Annotated in this window: 28 protein-coding genes; 12 read left to right on the forward strand and 16 right to left on the reverse strand. The window is 70.4% G+C overall.

What is annotated here, in order from left to right; all coding sequences use genetic code 11:
- Window positions 1–211 precede the first annotated feature (211 nt).
- Window positions 212–1,522 carry an aspartate--tRNA(Asn) ligase gene (gene aspS / locus ACFV88_RS01840; RefSeq protein WP_385484879.1) on the forward strand — a complete coding sequence of 437 codons (1,311 nt, stop codon included), beginning with the start codon at window positions 212–214 and terminating at the stop codon, window positions 1,520–1,522.
- Window positions 1,523–1,580: 58 nt separating this feature from the next.
- Here aspS and ACFV88_RS01845 read toward each other — a convergent pair whose 3' ends face one another.
- Both ACFV88_RS01845 and ACFV88_RS01850 read right to left on the reverse strand, forming a co-directional pair.
- Window positions 1,581–2,351 carry a hypothetical protein gene (locus tag ACFV88_RS01845; protein ID WP_385484881.1) on the reverse strand — a complete coding sequence of 257 codons (771 nt, stop codon included), beginning with the start codon at window positions 2,349–2,351 and terminating at the stop codon, window positions 1,581–1,583.
- Between the two features lie 37 nt (window positions 2,352–2,388).
- Window positions 2,389–3,291: a radical SAM protein gene (locus tag ACFV88_RS01850; protein WP_385484883.1), complete on the reverse strand. Its 903-nt coding sequence runs from the start codon at window positions 3,289–3,291 to the stop codon at window positions 2,389–2,391.
- Between the two features lie 56 nt (window positions 3,292–3,347).
- On the opposite strand from ACFV88_RS01850, the gene ACFV88_RS01855 reads away from it, so the two are divergent.
- Window positions 3,348–3,512 (forward strand): hypothetical protein, encoded by a 165-nt coding sequence (locus ACFV88_RS01855; protein ID WP_385484885.1) that lies wholly within the window; start codon window positions 3,348–3,350, stop codon window positions 3,510–3,512.
- A 225-nt stretch (window positions 3,513–3,737) separates the two neighbouring features.
- On the opposite strand, the gene ACFV88_RS01860 is transcribed toward ACFV88_RS01855, so the two are convergent.
- The 7 genes from ACFV88_RS01860 to ACFV88_RS01890 form a co-directional block, all read right to left on the reverse strand.
- Complete coding sequence (locus tag ACFV88_RS01860; protein ID WP_385484887.1) at window positions 3,738–4,562, reverse strand: hypothetical protein; 825 nt, start codon at window positions 4,560–4,562, stop codon at window positions 3,738–3,740.
- Window positions 4,563–5,848: 1,286 nt separating this feature from the next.
- Entirely contained in the window at window positions 5,849–6,958 is a 1,110-nt protein-coding gene (locus ACFV88_RS01865) for a hypothetical protein (RefSeq protein ID WP_385484889.1), read from the reverse strand.
- Window positions 6,955–7,263: a helix-turn-helix domain-containing protein gene (locus ACFV88_RS01870; RefSeq protein ID WP_385484891.1), complete on the reverse strand. Its 309-nt coding sequence runs from the start codon at window positions 7,261–7,263 to the stop codon at window positions 6,955–6,957. The genes ACFV88_RS01865 and ACFV88_RS01870 overlap by 4 nt, the downstream gene beginning before the upstream one ends.
- Window positions 7,260–8,003, reverse strand: a complete 744-nt coding sequence (locus ACFV88_RS01875; RefSeq protein WP_385484893.1) for a hypothetical protein — start codon at window positions 8,001–8,003, stop codon at window positions 7,260–7,262. The genes ACFV88_RS01870 and ACFV88_RS01875 overlap by 4 nt, the downstream gene beginning before the upstream one ends.
- A complete protein-coding gene (locus ACFV88_RS01880; protein ID WP_385484895.1) occupies window positions 7,994–8,293 on the reverse strand; it encodes a hypothetical protein in 300 nt (99 codons plus the stop codon). The genes ACFV88_RS01875 and ACFV88_RS01880 overlap by 10 nt, the downstream gene beginning before the upstream one ends.
- Window positions 8,293–9,075, reverse strand: coding sequence for a hypothetical protein (locus tag ACFV88_RS01885; protein WP_385484897.1), 783 nt, complete (start codon window positions 9,073–9,075; stop codon window positions 8,293–8,295). The genes ACFV88_RS01880 and ACFV88_RS01885 overlap by 1 nt, the downstream gene beginning before the upstream one ends.
- Before the next feature lie 115 nt (window positions 9,076–9,190).
- Window positions 9,191–9,925, reverse strand: a complete 735-nt coding sequence (locus ACFV88_RS01890) for a Crp/Fnr family transcriptional regulator (protein WP_385484899.1) — start codon at window positions 9,923–9,925, stop codon at window positions 9,191–9,193.
- A gap of 60 nt (window positions 9,926–9,985) precedes the next feature.
- On the opposite strand from ACFV88_RS01890, the gene ACFV88_RS01895 reads away from it, so the two are divergent.
- Both ACFV88_RS01895 and ACFV88_RS01900 read left to right on the forward strand, forming a co-directional pair.
- Window positions 9,986–10,279 (forward strand): type II toxin-antitoxin system RelE/ParE family toxin, encoded by a 294-nt coding sequence (locus ACFV88_RS01895; protein WP_385484901.1) that lies wholly within the window; start codon window positions 9,986–9,988, stop codon window positions 10,277–10,279.
- Window positions 10,276–10,608: a helix-turn-helix domain-containing protein gene (locus ACFV88_RS01900; protein ID WP_385484903.1), complete on the forward strand. Its 333-nt coding sequence runs from the start codon at window positions 10,276–10,278 to the stop codon at window positions 10,606–10,608. Before ACFV88_RS01895 ends, ACFV88_RS01900 begins: the two co-directional genes overlap by 4 nt.
- On the opposite strand, the gene ACFV88_RS01905 is transcribed toward ACFV88_RS01900, so the two are convergent.
- The gene (locus ACFV88_RS01905) at window positions 10,513–11,580 is read right to left on the reverse strand and encodes a GlxA family transcriptional regulator (RefSeq protein ID WP_385484905.1); all 1,068 of its coding nucleotides are present in this window, start codon (window positions 11,578–11,580) and stop codon (window positions 10,513–10,515) included. The genes ACFV88_RS01900 and ACFV88_RS01905 overlap by 96 nt on opposite strands.
- Before the next feature lie 138 nt (window positions 11,581–11,718).
- Here ACFV88_RS01905 and ACFV88_RS01910 point away from each other — a divergent pair, with 138 nt between their 5' ends.
- Window positions 11,719–13,161 (forward strand): erythromycin esterase family protein, encoded by a 1,443-nt coding sequence (locus ACFV88_RS01910; RefSeq protein WP_385484906.1) that lies wholly within the window; start codon window positions 11,719–11,721, stop codon window positions 13,159–13,161.
- Between the two features lie 17 nt (window positions 13,162–13,178).
- On the opposite strand, the gene ACFV88_RS01915 is transcribed toward ACFV88_RS01910, so the two are convergent.
- Window positions 13,179–14,495, reverse strand: a complete 1,317-nt coding sequence (locus ACFV88_RS01915; RefSeq protein ID WP_385484908.1) for an MFS transporter — start codon at window positions 14,493–14,495, stop codon at window positions 13,179–13,181.
- Window positions 14,492–15,721, reverse strand: coding sequence for an aminotransferase class V-fold PLP-dependent enzyme (locus ACFV88_RS01920; protein ID WP_385484910.1), 1,230 nt, complete (start codon window positions 15,719–15,721; stop codon window positions 14,492–14,494). The genes ACFV88_RS01915 and ACFV88_RS01920 overlap by 4 nt, the downstream gene beginning before the upstream one ends.
- A gap of 115 nt (window positions 15,722–15,836) precedes the next feature.
- Between ACFV88_RS01920 and ACFV88_RS01925 the strand changes: the two genes are divergently transcribed.
- Together ACFV88_RS01925 and ACFV88_RS01930 are read left to right on the forward strand one after the other, a co-directional pair.
- Window positions 15,837–16,112, forward strand: coding sequence for a CopG family transcriptional regulator (locus tag ACFV88_RS01925; RefSeq protein WP_385484912.1), 276 nt, complete (start codon window positions 15,837–15,839; stop codon window positions 16,110–16,112).
- Window positions 16,109–16,534, forward strand: a complete 426-nt coding sequence (locus tag ACFV88_RS01930; RefSeq protein ID WP_385484914.1) for a hypothetical protein — start codon at window positions 16,109–16,111, stop codon at window positions 16,532–16,534. Before ACFV88_RS01925 ends, ACFV88_RS01930 begins: the two co-directional genes overlap by 4 nt.
- Window positions 16,535–16,651: 117 nt before the next feature.
- Here the strand turns inward: ACFV88_RS01930 and ACFV88_RS01935 are convergent, their stop codons facing one another.
- Window positions 16,652–17,641, reverse strand: coding sequence for a helix-turn-helix domain-containing protein (locus ACFV88_RS01935; protein ID WP_385484916.1), 990 nt, complete (start codon window positions 17,639–17,641; stop codon window positions 16,652–16,654).
- A gap of 71 nt (window positions 17,642–17,712) precedes the next feature.
- Here ACFV88_RS01935 and ACFV88_RS01940 point away from each other — a divergent pair, with 71 nt between their 5' ends.
- Window positions 17,713–18,045: a cupin domain-containing protein gene (locus ACFV88_RS01940; RefSeq protein ID WP_385484918.1), complete on the forward strand. Its 333-nt coding sequence runs from the start codon at window positions 17,713–17,715 to the stop codon at window positions 18,043–18,045.
- Window positions 17,942–18,406: a lipoprotein gene (locus tag ACFV88_RS01945; protein ID WP_385484920.1), complete on the forward strand. Its 465-nt coding sequence runs from the start codon at window positions 17,942–17,944 to the stop codon at window positions 18,404–18,406. Before ACFV88_RS01940 ends, ACFV88_RS01945 begins: the two co-directional genes overlap by 104 nt.
- Window positions 18,407–18,413: 7 nt before the next feature.
- Here the strand turns inward: ACFV88_RS01945 and ACFV88_RS01950 are convergent, their stop codons facing one another.
- On the reverse strand, window positions 18,414–19,010 hold the full coding sequence (locus tag ACFV88_RS01950; RefSeq protein ID WP_385484922.1) for an HAAS signaling domain-containing protein: 597 nt from the start codon (window positions 19,008–19,010) through the stop codon (window positions 18,414–18,416).
- Entirely contained in the window at window positions 19,007–19,378 is a 372-nt protein-coding gene (locus ACFV88_RS01955; RefSeq protein ID WP_385484924.1) for a PadR family transcriptional regulator, read from the reverse strand. The genes ACFV88_RS01950 and ACFV88_RS01955 overlap by 4 nt, the downstream gene beginning before the upstream one ends.
- Window positions 19,379–19,581: 203 nt before the next feature.
- Here ACFV88_RS01955 and ACFV88_RS01960 point away from each other — a divergent pair, with 203 nt between their 5' ends.
- From ACFV88_RS01960 to ACFV88_RS01970, 3 genes are all read left to right on the forward strand, one after another.
- Window positions 19,582–20,907: a hypothetical protein gene (locus ACFV88_RS01960; RefSeq protein ID WP_385484926.1), complete on the forward strand. Its 1,326-nt coding sequence runs from the start codon at window positions 19,582–19,584 to the stop codon at window positions 20,905–20,907.
- Window positions 20,908–21,040: 133 nt separating this feature from the next.
- On the forward strand, window positions 21,041–21,526 hold the full coding sequence (locus ACFV88_RS01965; protein WP_385484928.1) for a hypothetical protein: 486 nt from the start codon (window positions 21,041–21,043) through the stop codon (window positions 21,524–21,526).
- Window positions 21,527–22,017: 491 nt separating this feature from the next.
- Window positions 22,018–23,139 (forward strand): YncE family protein, encoded by a 1,122-nt coding sequence (locus ACFV88_RS01970; RefSeq protein WP_385484930.1) that lies wholly within the window; start codon window positions 22,018–22,020, stop codon window positions 23,137–23,139.
- Window positions 23,140–23,159: 20 nt separating this feature from the next.
- Here ACFV88_RS01970 and ACFV88_RS01975 read toward each other — a convergent pair whose 3' ends face one another.
- Window positions 23,160–23,546, reverse strand: a complete 387-nt coding sequence (locus tag ACFV88_RS01975; protein WP_385484932.1) for a hypothetical protein — start codon at window positions 23,544–23,546, stop codon at window positions 23,160–23,162.
- Window positions 23,547–23,561 lie beyond the last annotated feature (15 nt).

Below are 23,561 nucleotides of genomic sequence, written 5' to 3' on the forward strand. Positions count from 1 at the left end.
GGGAAGGCGGTCTCGCGCCCCAGGGTGAAGACCCTCCTGAGCGCGGGGAGGAACGGCCACGTCCGGTGGCCCCATGCCCCGCCGGCCGACCCCCGTGACCGGGTCCGAACGAGGCCGCCACCTGGTGGTGGCGAAAGTGCGGTGGTACCGCGAGTTGCCCTTCTCGCCCGCACTCCCAAGGGATCATGACGAAGTCCTTCGGAGGACCGAAATGATCCACAGCCGCGTACACGTCTCCGACCTGCGAGAACACGTTGGCCGTACCGTCTCCGTCTGCGGGTGGGTGAACACCCTTCGCCTGCAGAGCAAGATGCAATTCGTCGTCGTACGGGACGGCACCGGCATGGTGCAGGTAACCCACCGGCGCGACGACGGACCGCTGGAAGCCCAGCTCGAATCCCTCACCCCCGAGTCCGCCGTCCGCGTCACCGGCCGCGTCGTCGATGCCGCACAGGTGAAACTGGGCGGCCTGGAGATCGTCCCCAAGACGGTCGAGGTCCTGAACCTGGCCGCCACCCCGCTGCCGATCGACGAGCACACCGGTCTGGAGCAGCGGCTGGACTGGCGCTTCCTGGACGTACGCCGCCGTCCCGCCACCCAGCTGATGTTCGCCGTGCAGACCACCCTGGAGCAGGGCATGCGCGAGTACGCCTACGCGCAGGGCGCCACGGAGATGCACACCCCCAAGCTCATGGGAACGGCCTCGGAGTCCGGTGCGGAGGTCTTCAAGCTCGGCTACTTCGACCGCAGCGCCTATCTGGCGCAGTCGCCTCAGTTCTACAAGCAGATGGCGATCTCCGCCGGGATCGACAAGGTCTTCGAGATCGGGCCAGTCTTCCGCGCCGAACCGTCGTTCACCTCCCGGCACGCGACCGAGTTCACCGGCGTCGACGTCGAGCTGGCGTGGATCGACGGCGTCGAGGATGTGATGGCATTCGAGGAGCGGATGCTCGCCCACGCCATCGCCAAGGTAGCCGACGCGCACGGTGAAGCGATCACCGAGCACTTCGGCATCGAGGTGACCGTCCCCACGACGCCCTTCCCCCGCATCACCATGGCCGAGGCGCACAAGATTCTGCGCGAGGGCGGCTGGGACCCGGAGGGGATCAAGGAGGACCTGGACCCGGAGGGCGAGCGGAGCATCTCGGCCCATATCAAGGAGGCCACCGGGCACGAGTTCGTCTTCATCACCCACTATCCGGTGGGCATCCGGCCCTTCTACCACATGCGGCCGTCCGACGACCCGAGCGTGACGCTCAGCTTCGACCTGCTGTGGAAGGGCCTGGAGGTCACCACCGGTGCCCAGCGTGAGCACCGGTACGACGTCCTGCTGAAGCAGGCCGCCGAGAAGGGCATGAGCACCGAGCCGCTGCGGGACTACCTCAACGCGTTCCGGTACGGGTGCCCGCCGCACGGCGGTCTCGGCATGGGGCTCGGGCGGGTGCTGATGGTCATGCTCGGCTTGGACTCCATCCGTGAGGCCAGCTTCCTCTTCCGGGGGCCGAACCGGCTCACCCCGTAATCGGGCGGGAGCCGGGCCCCACGACACGGAGCGCTCGCCCGTGCCGTGGGGCCCGGCCTCAGTAGCGGACATGGCGCAGATCATGCGTCCACGCCTCGCCGGGGTTCTTGTCCCAGTAGGACCGCAGCGCCAGCTCCCGCTCGGAGAAGTGGCCCCGGTGGCACAGCCCGCCGTGGGAGAGGGTGACGCTCATGGCGAGCGCCGACTCGGTGGTGACCCAGTGCGGAGTCAGGGCGTGACTCCATAGCTGGTCACCGGGCCGCATCGTGATGGACTGGCGGTCCGCCCGATCATGCTCGGGCGGGTCCTCGGCGGTGGTCTCCCCGATGACGGCCGCCTCGGCCGGCAGATGTTTGTCGGGGTCGAGGTAGCTGTGGAAGGTCTTGGTGCCCTGGACCTGCCAGACCAGGCCGTGTGAGTTGTCGTTGTGGTAGGTCGAGGACGCGCCTTCGGTGGAGAGGAACAGGATCGGCGCCAGGCGCTGCCAGGTGAAGCCCCGGGCGGACAGGTGGGTGCGCCAGGGGATCATGACGTCTTCCTGGAAGCCGCCCAGGAGGTCGCCGTAGAAGCGGCTGAGGTTGAAGTGCACCAGCCGGAACGGCCAGGTGACGATCTCCTCGATCGGCGCGGTCCGAAAGGCGGCGGTGCGGTCCATCCGTACCTGCCAGTCTTCGTCCCCGAGGATCGTGAACCGGACCTCCTCGTCTCGCCGGAGATGGTCGAGGAAGTCGACAGCGGGCAGAAACAGGTAGTCGAAGCGGAGGTCGAGGGGGAAGTTCGGCGGCTGTCGCCACCGCTGGGTGAAGTCATCGGGTGTCGTGATCGTCATCGGTCGGTCCAGGGAGTCGTGGTAGTCGGTCCCGTGCTCACGCGGGCACGCTGCACGGCGCGTCGCGGTCGTCGGGCGTGGCGGAGGGGCGGCAGATGGCGGCGCAGTCCGGGGTCACCCGGTCCTGCGCCGGATCGGTCAGAAACTGTCCGATCGCGGCACGGGGTGCGAGGACACTGACCGACGCCTGACCGTAGGGACAGCGCCGTATGAGGCCGTCGGCGGACACATACGCGGTCGCCGAGCGGCACCGCCGCCGCCCACCCTCCGCTGGCAGTTGAAGATCCCGCAGCTCATCGAGATAGCCCCGGTACCGATCGGACAGGTCGAAGTAATGCCCCAGTACTTCGGCGTCGAGCCACTGCCGCGCCAGATACTCCTGGACCGGCATGCCGTCGCGGCGCAGGGCATGCTCGTCGAGAACGACAGGGCTGAACTGGACCTCCACCCCGGCCTCGGTCACGAGGCCGGCCAGGGCCCGGCACTCGCTGTCGCTCAGGTCCCAGCAGGTGACGTGCAGGATCTTCGTCTCGGTGCTGATGGCGCGCAGCGTGTCGATACCCGAGGCCGCCGTACGGCTGGTTCGACCCAGCAGCATCGCGCCCCGGGAATCCGCGGAGACGGTCACATTGGCCAGGAGATCCGCCACGTGAGAGAGGGCGATCACGTCGGTCACGGTGCGGGCCGAGGTGACCGTCGAAACCGACATGCCGAACTGGAGGGCCAGTCGTACGAGCTGCCTGAGCTGCGGATGGTGGGTCGGCTCGCCGCCGGTCAGACACACCCCGTCCACGCCCGTCTCCTTCAGCCGGGACAGGGTGCGGGTGTAGGTCGGGGTGTCGAGGAAGCCGTGGGCCCGGTCGGCCCGGAAGCAGAATCCGCAGGCCACCTTGCAGTGTCCGGCCGTGGAGATCAGCGCGGTACGGACGTGGCCGCTCATTGCACCCCCGTGTTGTCCCACACCGCGATCTCACTCTGCTCCGCCAGGCGGCCGAGGTGCTCGGCACTGCCGGTCACGAGGAAACCGTCATCGCCGCCCTGTCCGAGATCGTGGCGGGACGGCAGCAGACCGCAGACCTCTCGCGGCTGCGAGAGCAGGTCGGACAGATCGCCGCCATCGCGGGGCTAGCACTCCAAGGCAGGGATTCGGCACTCACCTGATCGGCCCCGACCGTCTCGCAGTGATCAACAGCAGCTGGCACAGGCTGGTCTCAAGACGGCCGCCGGCCAGCCGCTAAGTCCACCGGGAGGCACCCTGACTCGTAGGTCTCCGTCCAACGCTCCCGATGCCGCTGATTGCCCTTCCGCAGACCGTTCACCGCGCCAAGTGACAGGCGAAGTGGGCACACGGGCCGGCTTTCCCTGATCCGAGTCGACCATCAGCGGTCAGGTGCTCGCTGGCCTATTCGCGTCCGAGTTGGTGGAGAGACGAAGGATCTTGTCCCAAGTAGCCACTACCCCCACAGAGGCGGCTGCGGCCAGGGCGACGCCCACAGCTGACGAAGCTAGGGCAAAGACGATGCCAGCGAAACAGAGGGTGAACGCAGATCCTCGCAGCACCTGCTGCCGCCACGCTCTGCGCTCGCGGTGACTGTGCAACAGCCCATCGGCGGATACGTCCCCAGGTGCGAGATCTTGCAGCCGGCCGCTGGCGAGCACTTTCAGGATTCGTTCCACTTCGAGCAGAGCACGCTTCGCACCGTCGATCCGATCAAGCTCTACCCCGTCCCGAAGTTCACGCACGAGAGCAGCGGCTGCTGCCAACCGAGCCACGACCTGGGGCATGGGGTTACGGCCGTCAGGAAGCGCACGTTGCACGGCATACCTCTCCAGCGCGATGGCGAAGTCTTCCAACGCTTGCACTGCCGCAACATGCGGAGAGTTGAAGGGCGATGCCGCCGGAGGCTCCTTCCCCGTTACCTCCAGAGGCTGGAGAAGTGCCTCATAGGCCCTACGCACCGTGACCGTCATGGCCTCGGTTGTCCACCGTTGCATGCCTTGGTTCGCGACAAGCGAGGCGATCACAGCAGTGATCAACATGGGCGTCACCAAAACCCCTATGGCGACGGCGTCGCGCCAGACGTGCCAGCTTGTGCGTTGGATGGCTGCGGCAAGTGCGCCACCCGCTGAGACGGATGTCGCGACGGGGACGACCATCTTGAGGGCGAGTGCCCTCCGGGACGCCTGATACAGAACGTCTTCGCGCTGCAAGTAGTCCAGCGTCGGACGGTCTGGACGCGCCGCCAGGGAGCTGTCCCGGACCTGACGCACCAGGTGAGCGCGGCGCCGTGTTGCGTGTGCCCGCGCATGAGCCCAGCAGATCCGTTCCAAGATCGTTCTGTTGCGTCGGCGCTGCGAGGTTGCCGTCATGGTCAGGGCCCATATCGACAATGTCCAAGCAGCGAAGATCAGCGCCCCAAACTCGGCTTTCGACACGTTCTCCCCCTCCGGAACATCGAGGGGCTCATCCCCATCGCAAGTCCCTATGCCCTGGGGAGGGTCGCCAACGCCTCACTGTCGGCACGAAACCCTGTGCGAGCCGAGTACCGTCGATCTGGCCACCGCGGGCCCGTGACCAGCTACAGGATCAGGCTGCCAACCCGGCAGACGACCCAGCCTCGTGGTCTCAGTTCTGGTCTCATTCGGCCCCGACCGTTGCCCGTCCGGACGAGGCCAGCCCGAACGCTCCGCACCAGGTCAGGATGGGTACGAACCCAGCCGGACCCCCGTACGAACATTTGGAAAACGTGTGGGACAATCCCTCACGCGTTCGGATCTCGTGTCCGCCGCCCTGCCTCACCGGGCACTACGAAGTAACCCTAATCTGCGTTTACGTGGGTCAGGGCTACTTTGCTTTGTGGCGCTCGTGCTGCGACTCCGCATCCAGACAGAGCTAAGCAAGACGCTTCGGCAACGCGGACTCGTCTTGCTGCCCGAAGCCGGGATCGACTAGGTCCAGTCGAGGTCGTACTCAAAGTCGGTACTCGCCCGGCTGCCGCCGGGGCCTGTTCAGTGAGTCAGCCCCTCCACGAACGGCAACGCCAACCAGCCCGGCGACCAGCCAGGTTTACCTCGTGCTGGAACAGATCTGCGAACCGCCCGGCGGTGAAGAGCAGACCCGGCTCGTCCCGGACCCGGACCGCCAGGCACCCCATGGGGACGGCCGCTCGCGCTTTCCGCACCGTCTCGACCGGACTCTCCTCGGCTCCAGTGGCTACATCGGCATCCCCACACGACAGCGTCGGCACCCCAGACCACGACCAGGTCTCGGGAGCCGACGTCTCTCGAGAGCCAGAGACCGTCCCACAGCGTCCGGATCACCGATCCGAGTCCCCTGCACGTTCGATGGCGGTACCCACTGAGACCACGCCCGCCCCGTTCAGCCGCACGGCGGCATCCCGGGTCGGCGAGGGGGCGTGAACCGATCGCGCCTCACCCGGCCGAGAGCCATGGGCAGGGGACCCTGGCAGCCATCGTCAGGGCCACCCGCCGCGCGGTCAGATCAGCTCGCGGGCTCGGCGCTCCCAGTCCGCGATCCGGGCCACCGCGTTGTTGACCTGCTTGACCGCGGCCGAGATGTCCCGACCGGGTGCCCGCAGCTCCCGGCTCATCTTCGCCACCCACCGCATACCGACCTCGACCTCGCCAAGCACGCCGACCACCTCCTGGGTGGACTCGGCGATGCTGACCATCTGCACCAGGAAACCGGTCGCCGAACCGGCTCGCTGCTCGGGCGGCATCGCCGCAATGACGTCGAACGCCGTCTGGACCGCAGCGTCCATCTCCACCATCTGTCCGGCGAAACGGGTACACGCCTCGCGAAGACCGGAGGCCGGCTCGGCGATCGTCTTAGCCAGCTCGGAGATCGCCGGCAGCCACGCGCTCATCGGCGCACCGGGCTGGGAAGCCCGCTCCATCACGGGACCGATCTGCAGGACAACTTCGGTGATCACTGTCATGAATCCGGTGATCGCCTCCGTGGTCTCGCCCATCGCCTCGGTCTGTTCCTCCACCCGGGCAAACCTGTCGATCAGCCCTGGTGCCTCCGGGTCGTCGTCCAGCTCCGCCTCGGCCGGCAGCGGCGCCGCGGGCAGCCCGAACAGGATCCGGGCCGGGGTAAGCGGCTCGAATCCGTTGCATAAGGCGCCCTCCAGCGCGCTCTCCAGGTCCCGTCGCGCCCTGACCAGCCCGGTCCGGCTGCGTTTGAACATGATTGTCCGGATCAGCGAGAGGTCGAACGGCAGCTCGCCGTGCTCGCCGATGTGAATGATGGGCTTGCCGGTCAGGTGCCGGATCCCCAGCTCATAGGTGACATTGGCGTTGCCCCCAGTGAGGTCGGCGATCACGAAGTCGTCCTGCAGCACGTGGCGGCAGATCTGCTCGGTGATCTCGCCCGAGTCGGCGATCCCGTCGGCCCGGACCGGGACGATGCCGTGCTTGGCGCAGGCGGGCAGGATCACCTTCTCGTAGATCTCCAGGTTCTCCTCGAAGGCCAGGAGCTCCGGACTCCCGTCCGGGGCATGCTCGTTGCCGATGGGCGCGATGACGAAGCAGGTCTTCGTCCGCGCCTCCTCGGGCTCCGAAGCGGCGACGGCCACAATGCTCATGCGTAGTCCTCCGTTTCGAATTCCCTTGCACAGCCGCGCTGTTCCGCGAAGTCGGCACCAGCTCGCAGGTCGGCCGGGTAGACGGGGCGCTCTTCGATCCCGAGTGCCCGAAGCAAGTCGGTGGTGGGGATCCGGTACTGCCACCCGAGGCGCAGCACTCGGCAGGGAAAACGACCCTGGTGGACGAGCTTGTAGGCGGTGGCGCGGCAGAGACCGAGCGCTTGGGCTGCGGTGCGCAAGTCGACTACCAGCGGGAGGTCGAACGCCTCCCCGAACGATAGCCAGGTGCCGGGACGCGGGGTCATGGCCGCCCTCCGCCCGGACCCAGCGACAGGATGCCGATCCGGCCGTCGCTCGGGCGCCGCGCTCGGTGCACGTACTCTCCGAGGCCCAGGTGGCCTGCCAGCTCGCCTAGTCGGAAGCTCTCCAGCCGCTCCGGTGCAATGCTGAACCGCACCGTTGCCGACAGGCCGTCAGGCCGGTCAGGCGGCGACACGCATAGCTCCCAGTCATCCCGCCAGCAGCTGACCGGCGGCTCAGGGGGCGCCTCCACGGCGAGGTGGGCGGCAGCCAGGGCCCCGATGTCCGCCACCGGCCGCTCCTGGGCACAGGCCCGGGCAAACGCCCAGACCTGGTTGATGGCGGGACGCAGCAATGCGCGACCTGCTTCCTGGGATTGCGGGTCCACGTCGGTGAGCGCCGTCAGCAGCGCGAACAACGCCTCTGATTCCAGCTCCCGCCGGTCGACCGCGAACCGGATCGCGACCCTGTGAAGGGTGCACCGCATAGCGGGCAGAGCCAGCCACAGTGCTAGCAACCGGCTCGGTCCGGCCGCGCTGGTGTCGCGTTTCGCTGCGCCGACGGCCTCGTGCCAGATCTCCTCGCGGAGTCGCGGGTCCGCCGCCCGGCTGTACAGCGCCCGCCTGGCTGCCAGGGCGGAGAGCCGGGCCGGGCCGTCGGCCGTGGTGACCGGGAAGGGCAGGCCAGCGGGCCGATGCCGGTGCTCCAGTACGTCGAACACCCGGTTGTAGGGGATCAATCCCATGGTGAGCCTCCCGAATCATCGGTGTCGTCACGCAGGCTGTCCACGATGCGCGAGCAGGCCCGGATGATCCGATGCAACTCCTCGCGCAGCATCTCGTAGGGGACCGGCGAGAAGCCCGCCGTGCGCTGCCGCGCACTCGTGGCGGGGTGGTGCTCGCTGGCGGCGGCGTAGTAGTAGTACACGTCGCCGGTCCGGCCCTGCAGGGAGAGGCCCTGGGTACCCTGCTGGCAGTTGCTGCCCGCTGCGCTATCGTCGGATACGCGGCCACCGGCGAGCGGGGCGCTGCTCATCAGTCTGCCTCGCCAGGTGCTGACCTGTGGAAGACTGACCCGTGGATCACGCCAGCCTGAACGGCTGTGCCGCGGATGCCGTGCTGCACAAAGCTCGGTTGCTCCCGATCCCCCGCTCGCTCCGAGGGCCGCGGCCTGTCCTCTCGCCCGCCCGGCCATGACTCCTGCGGGTCCATTCCGGGCAATCGGAGCCAGCCATACCCGGCAAACCCCTTCTGCTGTACGTGGATGCGGCGGTACTGCTCCGGGGCGAGTCCGTGAGATCGCGAGCGCACCACGTCCTGGTAGAGCCGGTCGGACACCACCACGGCCAGGCTCTCCGACACGGCGGCCGCCAAGGTCTGCTTCACCTCCGGTGCGTTCAGGTAGCGGGCCACCGCGACTGGCGCGGGGCCGGAGAAGCCAAGAGCGGCCGTGGTAGCTACGCCAGTATCGATGGCCAGCCGAAGCCGAATTCGCCCAGTGGGCGGGCGGGTGGCGTTGTAGCTGCCGAGCTCGGCCGCCACGTACGTGACGTACTCGCCCAGAACCAGTTGCTCGGACGTGCCGGGCGGAAGCACCGCGAACTCCAGGTCTCCCTGCGGCTGGGTGGACCACTTGCTGTGGTCAAGTCCGCTGCGGTCGGCTGCCACCCGCAACACCCGGGCGAGTTCGGCCTGTGCAGCCCACTGATCCGGGGTGTCGAAGCGACTGTACTGCTCAATGTCCGCCGCCAGGCAGAGGCGGCGGGTGGCCTCCTGACGGGTCTCGTTCCAGGGATGCGCGGTCGGGTGCGACGTCATGTGAACCATCACCTGCTCGCTGAGAGGGAACGGTTGGCCGTGCTGAACGCCAATGGTGGGGCAAACATGCCGCAACCTCGGAGCGGGCCGTAAAAATGCGGGCTTCTCGGTCCTGTCAGCGACTGGTCGTCGGGAGGAGTCCGATCGTTCGGAGGCGGTCCAGCTTGATCACCTCCATCCGGCGGCAGCCAGTCGTGATGACCCCCTCGGCGCGGAAGCCCGCCAGCGTCTTCTGTACCGTCTCCCGCTGGGATCCGATGAACGTGGCGAGTTCGGTGTGCGTGAGGTCGATACAGATCAGGGTGTGCGAACGGACGGCCCGGCCGTAGTCCTCCGCCAGCTCGACGAGCACCCGGGCCAACCGCACTCGGACCGGGAACTCGCCGAACGCGATGCGCCAGGCATTCGCCGTGCGCAGGCGGTGGTTGCTGAGTCGCACGATCTGCATAGCGGCCTCGGGGTGCTTGTCCAGGAAACGTCGCATCGCTCGGCCTTCCACGACGTGCGCGTCGATGTCGTCGCACGCCGTCACTGTGGCCGACCTGGGGACGTTGTCGATCACAGCCATCTCCCCGACCACGTCTCCGCCGACCCGGATGGCGATCAGGCCTTCGTGCCCGTTGCAGAGCCTTCCCGTGACTTTCACACGGCCGGTTGTCAGGAGCACCAGGTAATCACCCGGCGCCCCTTCGACCAGGATCTTCTCCCCGGGTGCATACTGCCGTGGGGAGCCGATGCTCATCAGTTCCTCCCGAACTGGCACCGATAGGCTGCCCAGGAACCGGGCCGGCTTCCGCCCGCCAATGTCATTCGTGCTGCGCCGTACTTTCCCCTGAGTCGTGCGCTCCATACCCCACCTCGTGTTCGAACCCGAGTGCCCTCCCGATCAGGGAATCAGACCCGGATTCGAGTGGAAAGAGCGTGCAACGCACCGACGACGCTCGGCGAACCGTACTCCCGGCACCTGGGCGAAGGGTTACGGGAACTGCGGTTCGCTCTGGGGCACGACGGCAACGCCATCCGTCTGACCTACTGGCTCGCTCCCGGCCGCCGCATCGTCTTCCTGACCGTGTTCCGCAAGACGCGTATGCGTGAGGACGCCGAAGTGCACCGCGCCAAACAGGCGAAGAAGCTCTGCGAAGCAGAGCGCCACACCGTCCATGGCGAGTTCACTCGCGAGACGGGGAAGGAGGAAGGTGGATGAACCACACTCGTTGGAGGCTCGCGCGCGAGCGCGCGACCGTCGAGGGTCAGCAGGAGCCGTCCGAGGTGGAGGCGGTGCGCACCGAGATCCGTATGGCCTTCGACCTCGGCCAAGCTGTGTACGACCGTCGAACCGAGCTCGGCATCTCCCAGAGCGAACTCGCCAGGCGGGCGAGCATGACCCAGCCGCAGGTGTCGAAGCTCGAACTCGGCGGGACCGTCCCCACGCTGCCGCTACTGGCCCGGCTCGCCAAGGCTCTCGACGCTTCGCTCGACATCGCGTTGGACGGCGACGAGTCGACCGTCGTCTTCACCGGGCACGCCGCCTGACTGTTCGCGCATCGCCATCGTCGCGGTGAACGTGCGGAACGCCGTCCGGTACGTCCGCGGGCTGGTGCCCGTGAGGCGGTGGAAGTGGTGACGGAGGTTGGCGGGCGAGCCGAAGCCCGACCGGGACGCGATCTGTTCGATCGGGGTGTCGGTGGACTCCAGGAGCAGTTGCGCGTGGTGGAGCCGTGCGCGGAGCAGGTACTGGAGCGGGGGGAGACCCGTCCGGGCCTGGAAGTGACGGGTGAGGCTGCTGACGCTGAGGCCCGCGTGCGCCGCCAGGTCGTCCAGGGTGAGCGGGCGGTGGAGGTTGGCCTCCGCCCAGGCGCGGGTCGGCTCGATGTCGGTCCGGTGGGCGATCTCGCGTTCCAGCTCCTCCTGGTCGTCGGTGACCTTCTCGTACAGGGGCATGATCAGCCGTCGGGTGGTCGCGGCGGCCGTGTGCACCCCGTGGTCCCGCTCCACGAGGTCGACGCAGAGGTCGAGCCCGCCGAAGACCGCGCCCGAGGTGATGAACGGGCCGTCCTCGACCGAGGGGGAACCGACGGGGACGACGTCGACCCGGGGGTGGAGCGCGGCCAGTTCCGTGACGTGCGGCCAGGACGTGGTGGCCCGGCGACCGTCGAGGAGGCCGGCCGCGGCGAGGGTGAAGACGCCCGTACCGATCCCGCCGATGCGGCAGCCCCGGTCCGCGCACCCGCGCAGGGCGTCGGCCACCGACGGCGGGGGTGGCTCGCGAAAGGTGTCGTGGCCGGTGACCAGGACGGTGTCGGCGTCGCTCAGGGCCGTCAGGTCCCAGGGCGTGGTGACGTCGAGCGGCGGTTCACCGGTGGTGACGGTCCCGGTGGTCGAGCAGATCCGGACGTCGTAGACGGCCCGCCGCAGGGCACGACCGGCCGCGAGGAACACCATGCCCGGGGTGGTCAGTTGGTGGCCCGGCACTCCGTCCGCCACCAGAACCGCGATCACCGACATGAGCAGAATTTAGCGCACGGTGAAGCAGGTACCGCTTTTTCGACGGTCGGGGCGGAACGCAGGATGAGGGCGCAGCGCCGGAAGCGAGGGGACGCCCGGCGGCTCGCCTCCCGTACCCACGACTGAGGGGACAGCCCTGTGTTCCATCCCATCACCACCGTCCGAGCCGGCTCGTCCGGCGCCGTCCCCGGGCGCCGCACGGCCCGGTACGCGGCCGTCGCCCTGGCTGCCGCGACCCTGACCGCGGCGGCCCCCGCCGTCGCCGCCGGCCCACCTGCCGCTGCCGGCCCGTCCGCCGTCGCGGTTGCCGCCGCGGCCGAGCGTCCCGGGGCCCGCGACCGCGCCGAACGGGTCGTCGCCGGGATCGAACGCCGTGCACACCCGCTGCGCACCGCCGCCCCGGGCGGCCCGAGCGGGGACTTGGCGGCCCTGTCCCGCATGGTCGGGGGCGTGAACATCGTCGGCGTGGGGGAAGCCACCCACGGTTCGAAAGAGTTGTTCCAGCTCAAACACCGTCTCTTCCAGCACCTGGTGGAGCGCAGCGGCTTCCGGACCTTCTCCCTGGAGGTGCACTGGTCGGCGGGCGCCCGCCTCGACGCGTACGTCATGACCGGCGAGGGCGATCTGCGGCAGATCATGCGCGACGAGTTCCAGTTCTCCTTCGAGGACTGGCGCAACGAAGAGTTCCTGGCCCTCTTCACCTGGATGCGCGCGTACAACCGCACCGCCGCACCCGACCGGCAGGTCCGCGTCATGGGCAACGACATCGGCGACGTGGGACGGGAACAGTACGCGCGCGTCTTCGCCTGGGCCGCCGAAGACCGTCCCGCGCTGCTGCCCGAACTCCGGCAGCGGTATGCCGCGCTGCTCGCCCTGCCCCACTCCATGGGGGAACGGATACAGGCCCTGGCCGGCAAGCCGCTCGCCGAACGCCGGGCCGTCGACGCCGATGCGCGGGCCGCCCTCCGGCTGCTCGAACAGGCGGGCGCGGTGGACCCGTGGGTGCTCCAGGAGGCCCGTGTCGTCCAGCAGGTGACGAAGCTGTACGCCTACGACCAGAACGACCCCGTCGAGCAGGCGGAGTACAACCGGCACCGCGACCGGGCGATGGCCGAGAACACGGTGTGGTGGCAGCGGCAGACCGGGGACAGGATGCTCGTCTCCGCCCACAACGCGCACCTCGGCTACGAGTCGCCCTCCCCGACCACCCATCCGAAGGTGCAGGGGGCCTTCCTGCGGGAGCTGGTGGGACGCGAGTACCTGGCGGTCGGCACCACGATCCACCGCGGCGAGTACCGGGCGATGGACGGCAGGACCGGGCAGTACGGGGTGTTCTCCACCGGCCGCGCCGCGCCGGGCAGCAACGAGCACACCCTCGACCAGGTCCGCCATCGTGACTACTACGTCGATCTGCGCGAGGCGGGCCGCGATCCGGCCGTCGGTGGCTGGTTGTCCGGCTCCCGGCCCACCTTCGTCGTACCGGGCTCGTACCCCAACGAGCCGCTGCCCGTCTCGCTGGGGCGCACCTTCGACGTGCTCGTGCACCTGCATCGCGTACGGGCCTCGGTACCGGTGGAGTAGCCCGCGGACCGGGCAGGTCAGGACACCGGCCCTGTCGCCGGGGCCGGTTCTTCCGGTGCCGACGGCAGGGCGCGGAGCCGGCTGACGGGGGACAGGACGAGCGCGATCAGCACGGTGGCGGAGCCGATCGCCGCAACCGTCAGCGCGTCGTGGGCGCCGATCCGGCCGGCGAGCAGGCCCGCGGTCAGACCGCCGAGTGCACCGCCGCCGAACAGCAGGGTGCGGAAGACCGCCGTCATCCGGCCCATCATCGACTGCGGGGTGCTGACCTGGCGCAGGCTGACGATGATGACTCCGGCGACGCCGAGTCCGAGGTAGGTGGTGAAGAAGGAGAGGACGAACATCCCCACCATCACCGGCCGGGGTCCGGCGGCCAGGACGATCAGCAGCGGGCCGACGAGGAGGGCCGACTGGGCGACCAGGTAGACGAGACCGAGCCGGAAGCGCCGGATGACCTTCCGGGAGACCGCCGCGCCGATCAGTCCGCCCACGGAGGCGGTGGCGAAGACGGCGCCGATGGTCGTCGAACTCAGGTGCAGGTCGCGCGTTCCGTACAGCAGGAACATCGTCCACACGGTGACCATGGAGAAGTTGCAGCAGAACCCGATCAGCGCCAGCGACCGCAGGACCGGGTTCTTCAGCACCCAGCGCAGGCCGTCCCGGAGTTCGGTCGGCAGGTGCCGTCGTGCGGCGGTCGGTCGGGGCTTGGGCTCGGGGGTGCGGATGAGCAGCAGCGAGACCAGGGACACCAGGTAGGAGAACGCGTCGACGATCAGCGCCACGGGCGCGGTCAGGGCGCCGACCAGGACACCGGCGAGCCCGGGCCCCGCCACATCGGCCGCCGAGGAACTCATCCCCATCTTGGCGCCGGCTTCGACGTACCGTTCGGGGTCGCGCACGAGCGTGGGTACGTACGACATCCAGCTGACGTCGAACAGCACCGAGGCGACGCCGACGGCGCAGGCGATCACCAGCAGCGTGGCCAGGCTGAGGGCGTCCGTCCAGTACAGGACGGGTACGAGGGCCAGCAGGACCATCCGGACGAAGTTGGCGCCGAGCATGATGCGCCGCCGCCGGGCCCGGTCCACCCACACCCCGAAGACCAGGGCGAGACCGAGGTACGGGACGAGCTGGAGGAAGCGCAGGACGCCGACCTGCTCGTCGGTGGCGTCGAAGGCGAGGATCGCGGTCAGCGGCAGGGCGAGGTTGGTGACCTGGGCACCGAGCAGCGAAAGCGTCTCGCCGAGCCAGAACTTGAGGAAGTCGCCGTTGCGCCAGAGGCTCTCCGGGCGGGCCCAGGACGGCTCGGCCGCGCGCGCGGGCGTGGTGGTCACCGTCGTCCCGCAGCGGCGAGGTCCGCGACCGCGTCGGCGACGTGGTCGACCTCCTCCTCGGTGTTGTAGTAGTGCGGCGACAGCCGTAGGCACCATTCGATGCCCTTGGTCCCGAAGTCGAACTGCGCGAACTCGCGGTAACTGAGCGCCGAGTTGATGCCACGGGTGTCCATGGCCGCCTTGAACGGCGCCGGCTGCCAGCCCGCCACGCCGAAGGTGACGAGCGCGGCGAGGCGCGGGCCGCGGTCGAGCAGGCGCACTCCGGGGAGGGGTTCGAGCCGGGCGCGCAGCCGGGCGGCGAGCGCCGGTGCACGCTGCTCGACGGCTTCGATGCCGACCTCGCGGGCGTAGCGCGTGGCGGCGGCGCTGCCGAGGACCGTGGCGTAGGGGAACTCCCACTCCTCGAACCGGGCCGCCGTCCGCACGGGCTCGTAGTCGCCCGGTGCGGTCCAGCGGGCGCCGTGCATGTCGATGAACAGCGGTTCGTGGCCCGCGCGCAGCACGCGGTCGGAGACGTAGAGGAATCCGGAGCCGCGGGGGCCGCGGAGGAACTTGCGGCAGGTGGCGGTGAGGAAGTCGCAGCCGATCTCTTCGACGTCGATGACGAGCTGTCCCACCGACTGGCAGGCGTCGACCAGGTAGAGCAGGTCCAACTCGCGGCAGTGCCGGCCGATTTCGGCTACCGGCGAGATCAGGCCGGAGTTGGTGGGGACATGGGTGGCGGACACCAGACGCGGGCGGTGGGTACGCATCAGCGCGGCCATCGCCGCCACGTCGACCCCGCCCTCGGGCGCGTCCGGCGCATGGACGATGCGCACGCCGAACCGCTTGCGCAAGGACAGGAAGGCGATCTGGTTGGAGACGAAGTCGTCGCGGGTGGTGAGGATGACGTCGTCGGCCTCGAACGGGATCGACGACAGGGCGTTGGCGTAGGCGTGGGTGGCGCTGCCGGCGAAGGCGATGTTGTCGGGCGTGGTGTTGATGAGGGCGGCTGTCTCCCGGTAGAACCCGCGGACTTCGGCGGCCCGGGTGGCCGATGCCTCGTAACCGCCCATCTGCGCTTCGAGGTTCAGATGGTCGACCATCGCTTCGAGGACCGGGGTGGCGAGCAGACCGCAGCCGGCGTTGTTGAAGTGGATGACCTGACGGCACCCCGGGGTTTCGGCCCGCAGCGCGGTGACGTCCAGCTGAAGTGCTTCCCGAGTGGAGCCAGAAGCGCTATTCATCTCTCTCATGAACTACGGTAGCACTTCTCAACACTTCCAGCACGGGAGTCGGCAGTCTTCGCGCGCCGCCCTCCAGAGAGATACGGATAGCTCTATGGAAAGTATGGTTACTTGTATGGCAACCAAGAAGGTGACCGTGACGATCCCTGAGGAACTCCTCGACGAGATCCGCTCTGAGGCGGCGGAGAGGGGCCTGTCCGCCTACGTCTCGGAGGCGCTGCGCTTCAAACGCGACCGGGACCGGTTGCGGGAGCTGGCGGACTGGCTGCAAGAGGAACACGGCCCGGTGACCGAGGACGAGCACACCACGGCACTCGCGGAGCTGGAGGACCTCGATGCCGAGCACGAGCGCCGCGCCCCCGGAGGCCACGACGCCGAGGAAGCCGCGTGAAGAAGCGGACCGGTGAGCAGCGTCCGCGACCACTGCGCGTCTTCGTACTCGACTGCGAGGCCCTGTCCCTGGCCGTGCGCGGCGACCGGAGGATGATCGCCTGGATCGACCTCGCGGCGCGGGGTGAGGCCGAGGTGGTGACGTCCCCGATGACCCTGGTCGAGGCTTACGACGGAAGGACGACAGAGCAGCGCTGGGACTGGGTCCTCTCCCGGCTCACCGTCGCCGACATCGGCAAGGAGGAGGCCCGCCAGGCCCGGCGGCTCCTGGCCGACGCGAAGCTGCACGGTCACAAGCACGCGATCGACTCGGTGCTCGCCGTCATCGCCCGGCAGCAGAAGGGGCAGGTCACCGTCTTCACCTCGGACGTGGATGACCTGGAGCGGCTGGTCCCGGAATCGATCGTCGTCAAGAAGGTCTGACCGGAGGCGTCGAAGGACCTCACACCGCCCCCGTTCAGCGGACCAGGACGAGTCCGCAGCTGTAGGCGCGGGCGTGGCCGACGCCTCGAGTGAGGGCGGTGACGAGTCCGCCCTCGGCTACGTCGCCGGCGGTCGGTGAGGGCCCGTGGACGTCCGCGGGGGCGGATCGGTGCGGAACGCCCGGCGGTAGGCGCCCGGGGTGGTGCCGAGGACGTTGAGGAAGCGTCGGCGGAGGTTGGCGGGCGAGGAGAGGCCGGTGCGGCGGGCGATCGCGTCCAACGGCAGGTCGGAGCCCTCCAGCAGCTCACGGGCCGCGGTGATCCGTTGGGTCAGCAGCCACCGTCCCGGACTGGTGCCGAGTTGGTCGGCGAACCGCCGGGCGAGGGTGCGCGCCGATACGCCCGCGTGCGCGGCCATGCCGTCGAGGGTCACCGGTTCGCCGAGCCTTTCGGCGACCCACTCCAGCAGCGGGGCGAGCGTGCTGTCGAACTGGGTGGGGTGCGGCGGGCCCGCGTACTGGAGTTGCCCGCCCTCGCGATGGGGCGGCATGACCATGTTCCGTGCGACCTGTGCGGCGTAGCGGGCACCCTGGTCGCCGCGGACGAGGTGCAGGCACAGGTCGATGCCGGCGCCGGCGCCCGCGCTGGTGGCCACGTCGCCGTGGTCCACGTACAACACGTCGGGGTCGAAGCGGACGGCCGGGAAGCGCACGGCGAACTCCGCGGCCAGCGCCCAGTGGGTGGTCGCCCGACGCCGGTCCAGCAGCCCGGCGTACGCCAGCGCGAGGGCGCCGGAGCAGATGCTGACCATGCGCGCTCCGCGGGCGTGCGCCCGGAGCAGGGCGGCGACGACCGCGGGCGAGGGCGGTTCCCGGGCGGGCGGCCAACCGGGGACGACCACGGTGTCCGCCCGTTCCAGCGCGTCCAGCCCGTCCGTCACGAGCATGTCGTACCCGGCGCGGGTGGGAATCGGGCCGGGGTGTTCCGTGCACACGCCGAAGTCGTACCGCACGGGCAGTTCGCGTCTCTGGATGCCGAACACTTCGGCCGCGCAGGCGAGTTCGAAGGTCGACTGTGGTGGGTGGACGAGCGCCGCCACTCGGTGCATGGCAGGAAAGTACCCCGGGGTGTCGATCCTGACACTCGTGGGGGGTGTGGCCGACCGCCAGGCTGAGTTCCATGACGACAGAACAGAACCAGCCCGGTTACGTGTGGGCCGACGTCCGGGACGCCCCGGTGCGGGAACTCTTCCCGGGGATCCGTCAGCGTCCGTTGTGGCGCGGGGACGACGGAGCGAGCGCCCAGGTGTTGGAGATGGATCCGCACAGTTGCTGGGAGGGGATCGACGTCCACGACCCCGGGCCCGAGGAGGTCTTCGTGGTCTCCGGGATCTTCAACGACGGTGACCGTGACTACCCCGCCGGCTCCTTCATCCACGCCCCCGCGGGCTCGTCGCACGTCCCGCAGACGAAGACGGGCTGCACGCTGTTCGTCTTCTACCCGGCAGGCTGACCGCCCCGCGCACCACCCGCCGTCCAAGGGGACGACGACCCCCGGGCTCCTGCGCGTGTGGGCGGGCGGAGGGTCCGGTGACGATCCGGAGCGGGCCCTGCGGGCGTTCGTGGACGACTTCGTCATCAGGCTCGCGCGGGCCGAGTACGCCGGGGTCGAGGCCGGCGGGTTCACGGGTGCGGAGGTCGTGTACACCGAGAAGGACCAGGCGGGGAAGGCGCTGCCTCGGAAGTCGCGGGCGTTCGCGGTGAGTTCGGGCGAGGGGGTCGTCATCGTCCACCTCTGGGGAACCGCTGACGCCGAGGCGGGGGTGCGCACCGCGTACGAGCTGGCGAAGAGGACCGTACGCCCGTCGACCTGAGTGCTGCTCAGGCGGTGAACGCCGGCCGCGCCTTCTGCCACAGGTACAGGCTGCCCAGGGTGGGGACGCTCAGCGCGGCGGCTGCGGTGACCATCAGGGTCGTGACGTCGAGCCGGCCGAACGCGGAGAGGCCGGCCATGCCGAACAGGATGACCGGAGTGGCGAAGACGGCGGCCGTACCGATCGCCTTCTCGGAGTTCTGCCACTCGGGCGCGCGCCACAGCAGGACGAGTCCGACGAGGACGGCGACCCCGCCGAGGGCCAGGTTGCCCGCGGTGAGCACGCCGGTGAGGGCGAGCAGGATCAGCAGGCGCTTGGTCCGGACCCTGGAGGCCGTGGCCGCCGCGCCGTCCGGTCGGGCCGCCGGGGCGGGCTCCTCCGCGAGGGCCGCCGTCGCGACGGTGCGGGGGTCGCCGAGGGCGTCGAGGACCTGCTTCACCTCGGCGTCGGTGGCCGGGTGGCCGACGGAGACGGTGATGTGCTCGCTGAGGTCCGCGATCAGTTCGTTGCGCCGCGCGGCGGACAGGGATGCGCACTCCCGGTCGAGGGCGTCGAGGTAGGCGCGGACGAGCGGGTGGTCGAGGGTCGTCGGTACGGCGTTCATGAGTGGGTCCCCCCGGAGGTGATGAAGTGGTCGACGGCTTCGCGGAAGGGCGGCCAGCTCGCGGTGAACTCCGCGAGGGCCGCGTGTCCGGTCGCGGTCAGGGTGTAGTAGCGGCGCGCGGGCCCGCTGGGTGACTCGCGCAGGAAGGTGTCCACCGACCGGTCGCGGCGGAGGCGGGTGAGCAGCGGGTAGATGGTGCCCTGGCTGGTCGCCATGACCTTGACCGAGGACAGACCGTCGAGCAGCTCGACGCCGTAGCGGGGCCCGTCGCGCAGTTGGGCGAGGACGCAGTACTCCAGTACGCCCTTGCGCAGTTGGCTCACCACCTTCCCCTCGGCCGCTTCCGTGCTTGCCTCGCCTTGTTCCATGCAATGCAAGGTACCTGGTGGAGGAAGTGTCAGGCAAGATCCCGGCGGTCGCATTCGACGGGGCTGCTTGTGCCACGGCTGTGAAGTTCCGGTCACCCGGTCGGGCCGGGCCGGGTCGCGGGTCGCCGCCCCGCGCGTGAGCCTGACGGGCACGGGCGTGTCCCCGAACAGCCAGGGGCCGGCCCGCACGGCGAGGAGGGCCCATGGCCAGTGGAGAGGGGTCCGGGGACGACACCCCCGGGGCCGGCGACGCACCCGGGCACGGCGCGAACGCCCCCCACGGTGACGGCGACGGTGCTCAACTCGACGCGCTGCGGGCTCGGGTGGCCGCGCTGGAGGCGGGCCGGGGCGAGGACCGGCACCACCGGGTCCGGAGCTTCTTCGCCGCGCTGCTGATCACCGTCGGCTGCGTGCTCGCACCGCTGTCCGTCCTCTCGTCCTGGGCCGCCGACGAGGTCGGGAACACCGACCGTTACGTGGCCACCGTCGCCCCGCTCGCCTCCGACCCGGACGTCCAGGGGGCGGTGGCCGACCGGGTCACCACCGCGCTGATGGACCACCTCGACCTGACCGCCCTGCTGTCGGAGGCCGCCCCCGCCGACCGGCCCCGGCTGGAGAAGGCCCTCGGTCGGCTCGGCGGCGCGCTGGAGGGAGCCGTGCAGAGCTTCGTCCACGACAAGGCGCTCGCCGTGGCGCGTTCGGACACGTTCGCCCGGGTGTGGACCGAGGCGAACCGACGCGCCCACGACTCCGTGGACAAGGCGCTCACCGGCAGCGGCGGCGGAGCCGTCCACCTCACCGACGACGCCGTGACGGTGGACCTCGGACCGGTCGTGGACCAGGTCAAGCAGCGGCTCGTCGCCGACGGGATCACCGTCGCCGGGAAGATCCCCGAGGTGCACACCGAGCTGACGGTGGCCCGCTCCGACGACATCGGGAAGGTCCGCGTCTGGTTCCGGGTGCTCCAGGTGTTGGGCGACTGGCTGCCCGTGATCGCGGCGGTCCTGATCGCGGGCGGGGTGCTGCTGGCCCGGCGGCGCAGGCAGGCCCTGATCGCCGGGGCGCTGGGCGTGGCCTTCGCGGTGGCGGTGCTGGGCGTCGGACTCACCGTCTTCCGCGCGGTCTACCTCGACGCGCTGCCCGCCCATGTGTCGCAGGGCGCCGCCGGATCGGTGTACGACGCGCTGGTGCGGTTCCTGCGGTCGTCGGTGCGGGTGGTGGCGGCGCTGGGCGTGGTCGTCGCCTTCGCCGCGTGGGTCACCGGGGGCGGACGGCGGGCCCGGTTCGTCCGGGAGGTGTGGGCGGACGGGATCGGCGCGGCCCGGGGGCTCGCCGACCGGGCCGGGTTCCGGTCGGGGCCGGTGGGCCCCTGGGTGCGGCGGTACCGGGTGGCGCTGGGCTGGGGGCTGGTGGGGGCGGCGGCGCTCGCCCTGGTCCTGTGGTCCTGGCCGACGACGGGCGTCCTGGTCGGGCTGGGCCTCGGGCTGCTGTTCGCCCTCGCGGTGGTCGGGTTCCTCGCGGGACCCTAGGCGGGTGCGGGGCCGTCCCGACCGGTGTCGGTGGCGGGGGCCGGGTCACCCGATCGGCGTCGCCCGTGTGGCGGTGCGCAGCGACCCGGACCACGTTGGGAACCCGAGGTTCCGCACGAGGAAAGGGTCCCCCATGAGCCACGACACGCCTCCGCCCGCGGGAGACGCGGGCCGACCGCAGGGCGCCGGGGGCACCCCCTGGGACCACGGGCGAGCCCCCGCGCCCGATCCGCACAGCGGATGGGTCGCCGGCGGAGTGCTGTTCGCCGGGGTGCTGCTGCTGTGCAACGGGGTCCTGGCGATCCTCCAGGGGATCTCCGCGATCGCCCATGACGACGTGTACGAGCGGGTGGGCTCGTACGTGTACGACATCAACCTCACCGGCTGGGGTTGGGTGCTGCTCGTGCTCGGCGTCATCGCGGCGGTGACCGGTTGGGGGCTGCTCAGCAACGCGAACTGGGCTCGGCTCGTGGGCATCGTGCTGGCCTCGCTGAGCCTGGTCGCCCAGTTCCTGTTCCTGCCCTACTACCCGGTCTGGGCGGTCGTCGTCATCGCGATTGACATCTTCATCATCTGGGCGCTGGTGTCCGACCGGCCGGGCGTCACTCCCGTGGGGTAGCCGGTCTGTCGGCGCCGTGTCCTGTGCGGGTGCGTGGTGGTTGCTCGCGCAGTTCCCCGCGCCCCCATCGGGTGCGTCCCGGTGCGGGTTCACCGTTCCGTGCAGGTGCGCGGTGGTTGCTCGCGCAGTTCCCCGCGCCCCTATCGGGGCCCGACGCACGCCCGCTGGGCAGCGCACGCCCACCGGGGCGTACCTCAGGGGCGCGGGGAACTGCGCGGGTGACCACGACGCACCCGCACGGAAGCAACGCACGCCAGCAGGACGCACCCGATAGGGGCGCGGGGAACTGCGCGAACGCGGGACGCACGCCCACCGGACAGCGCACGCCCACCGGGACACGCACCGCTGCGCGGCGCATCAGCCGATCGGGCGACACCCGGGTCCACCGGGCGGTGGGTCTTCGGGGGCCGAGCCGCTGATCCGGGGGTCCGCCCCGGGAGGCAGGGTGGGAGGTGGCACCCATGAGCCACGGCCCACGACAGGAGTGAACGATGCGCGCCAGGTACACGACGGTGGCAGTACTGGTGGCCGGCGTGCTGCTCGGCGGCTGCGCCCAGACACCGGACCGTGGAGCGGGTCGCACCTCCGACGCGCCCGCCGCGAACGGACCCGCGCCGAGCGACTCCGCGCCCGGGGTCGCCACCCCGTCCGGGACACTACTCGTCGCGGACTTCGGAGCGGACACCGTCACGTTCCTGCACCCCGAGGACGGACCCTTCGCCTCCGTCCGGGTCGGCACCGCCCCGTACGGGCTCGCGCTCGGGTCGGACGGCCGGGCCTGGGTCGCCACCGCCGAGGGCGTCGCGGTCGTCGACACCCGGACCCGTAAGGACCTCGGCCGCATCCCGTACCGCACCCCGACCGGGCCGGTGACGGACGGCGAGTACCGCGGGGGCGGCATGGGTATCGCCCTGGCCCCGGACGGGCGGCGCCTGTACGTCGGGGTCAACGTGCCCGACGGACCGGGCGTCCTGGAGGTGATCGACACTGCGGAGCGCGAGGTCACCGACGTGGTGCCGGTGGGGCGTCGACCCTTCGACGTGGACGTGACCCGGGACGGCTCCGCGGTGTACGCGACCAACCACGACTCGTTCGACGTGACCGCCGTGCGCACCGACACCCTGACGACCCGCCGCTTCGAGGTCGCGCCCTACGGCACCGAGGGCGGCCTCGGCTCCTGGCTGAAGCCGCACTACGCGGCGGTCCGGGACGACGGGCGGCTGCTGCTGCCCTTCGAGGGCGAACGGCTCGCGGTGCTCGACCCCCGGACCGGGCGGGTCACCGTCGAGCGGATGACCGCCGACACCCACCAGCACGGCGCCGCCCTCACCGCCGACGGGACGCTGCTCGTGGTGGGCACCGGTCCGGTGGGCGAGGCGACGGGCGGGCCTTCGCTGACGGTCCGCGCACCGGACGGCACCGAACGCCTCGTCCCGCTCGACGGGCCCCACGAGGACGTGACGGTGTCCCGGGACGGGCGCACCGCCTACGTCACCGCGGGGTTCACCCGCGCCGGGTACCGGGACGGGGTCACCGTCGTGGACCTGGCGCGGGGCGAGACCCGCTGGCTGCCCGGCGGACAGCGCCCGTTGGGTGCGGTGGTGCTGCCCTGACCCGGGGGGCGTGACCTGGCTCAGCCGCCCAGCGCGGTGTAGATGCCGACCGCCGTGCCGAACGGGGCGAGCGATTCGCCCGCGTCGGCGAGGATGTCGCGGACGTTGCGGGCGAAGCGCCGCAGCCGGCTGCGCTGAGGCTCCTCCTGACCGGCCTCCTCCGCCAACTCAGCTACCGCGGCGTCGAGTTCCGTAGCGTCCCGCTCGGGCAGCTGGGCCCGGACCTCGGCGATCTCGGTGCGCAGCTGCTCGATCAGGGCGAGCAGGCCCGGGGAGTCCGCGGCGGCCGGGGCGGTGCCGTCGTTGACGGTGCCCGTGCCGTCGCCGACGTTGCCGATGTTCACCTTCGCGCCGTCGCCGGACACGCTGCCGACGGGGCCCTGGAAGGTGTTCCGTACGTCTGCCATGGGTGGTGCCTCCTG

The organism is Streptomyces sp. NPDC059816 (assembly GCF_042732055.1).
Classification (GTDB): Bacteria; Actinomycetota; Actinomycetes; order Streptomycetales; family Streptomycetaceae; genus Streptomyces.

Excerpts from the sequence above, each read along its gene's own strand:
- ACFV88_RS01845 (WP_385484881.1), bottom strand. The coding sequence starts at position 2,351 with ATGACGATCACGACACCCGATGACTTCACCCAGCGGTGGCGACAGCCG.
- ACFV88_RS01965 (WP_385484928.1), top strand. The coding sequence starts at position 21,041 with ATGAGCCACGACACGCCTCCGCCCGCGGGAGACGCGGGCCGACCGCAG.
- ACFV88_RS01950 (WP_385484922.1), bottom strand. The coding sequence starts at position 19,010 with ATGAACGCCGTACCGACGACCCTCGACCACCCGCTCGTCCGCGCCTAC.
- ACFV88_RS01970 (WP_385484930.1), top strand. The coding sequence starts at position 22,018 with ATGCGCGCCAGGTACACGACGGTGGCAGTACTGGTGGCCGGCGTGCTG.
- ACFV88_RS01920 (WP_385484910.1), bottom strand. The coding sequence starts at position 15,721 with ATGAATAGCGCTTCTGGCTCCACTCGGGAAGCACTTCAGCTGGACGTC.
- ACFV88_RS01870 (WP_385484891.1), bottom strand. The coding sequence starts at position 7,263 with ATGACCCCGCGTCCCGGCACCTGGCTATCGTTCGGGGAGGCGTTCGAC.
- ACFV88_RS01940 (WP_385484918.1), top strand. The coding sequence starts at position 17,713 with ATGACGACAGAACAGAACCAGCCCGGTTACGTGTGGGCCGACGTCCGG.
- ACFV88_RS01890 (WP_385484899.1), bottom strand. The coding sequence starts at position 9,925 with ATGGAGCGCACGACTCAGGGGAAAGTACGGCGCAGCACGAATGACATT.
- ACFV88_RS01960 (WP_385484926.1), top strand. The coding sequence starts at position 19,582 with ATGGCCAGTGGAGAGGGGTCCGGGGACGACACCCCCGGGGCCGGCGAC.
- ACFV88_RS01900 (WP_385484903.1), top strand. The coding sequence starts at position 10,276 with ATGAACCACACTCGTTGGAGGCTCGCGCGCGAGCGCGCGACCGTCGAG.
- ACFV88_RS01955 (WP_385484924.1), bottom strand. The coding sequence starts at position 19,378 with ATGGAACAAGGCGAGGCAAGCACGGAAGCGGCCGAGGGGAAGGTGGTG.
- aspS (WP_385484879.1), top strand. The coding sequence starts at position 212 with ATGATCCACAGCCGCGTACACGTCTCCGACCTGCGAGAACACGTTGGC.
- ACFV88_RS01865 (WP_385484889.1), bottom strand. The coding sequence starts at position 6,958 with ATGAGCATTGTGGCCGTCGCCGCTTCGGAGCCCGAGGAGGCGCGGACG.
- ACFV88_RS01905 (WP_385484905.1), bottom strand. The coding sequence starts at position 11,580 with ATGTCGGTGATCGCGGTTCTGGTGGCGGACGGAGTGCCGGGCCACCAA.
- ACFV88_RS01875 (WP_385484893.1), bottom strand. The coding sequence starts at position 8,003 with ATGGGATTGATCCCCTACAACCGGGTGTTCGACGTACTGGAGCACCGG.
- ACFV88_RS01885 (WP_385484897.1), bottom strand. The coding sequence starts at position 9,075 with ATGACGTCGCACCCGACCGCGCATCCCTGGAACGAGACCCGTCAGGAG.
- ACFV88_RS01925 (WP_385484912.1), top strand. The coding sequence starts at position 15,837 with ATGGCAACCAAGAAGGTGACCGTGACGATCCCTGAGGAACTCCTCGAC.
- ACFV88_RS01850 (WP_385484883.1), bottom strand. The coding sequence starts at position 3,291 with ATGAGCGGCCACGTCCGTACCGCGCTGATCTCCACGGCCGGACACTGC.
- ACFV88_RS01880 (WP_385484895.1), bottom strand. The coding sequence starts at position 8,293 with ATGAGCAGCGCCCCGCTCGCCGGTGGCCGCGTATCCGACGATAGCGCA.
- ACFV88_RS01935 (WP_385484916.1), bottom strand. The coding sequence starts at position 17,641 with ATGCACCGAGTGGCGGCGCTCGTCCACCCACCACAGTCGACCTTCGAA.
- ACFV88_RS01975 (WP_385484932.1), bottom strand. The coding sequence starts at position 23,546 with ATGGCAGACGTACGGAACACCTTCCAGGGCCCCGTCGGCAGCGTGTCC.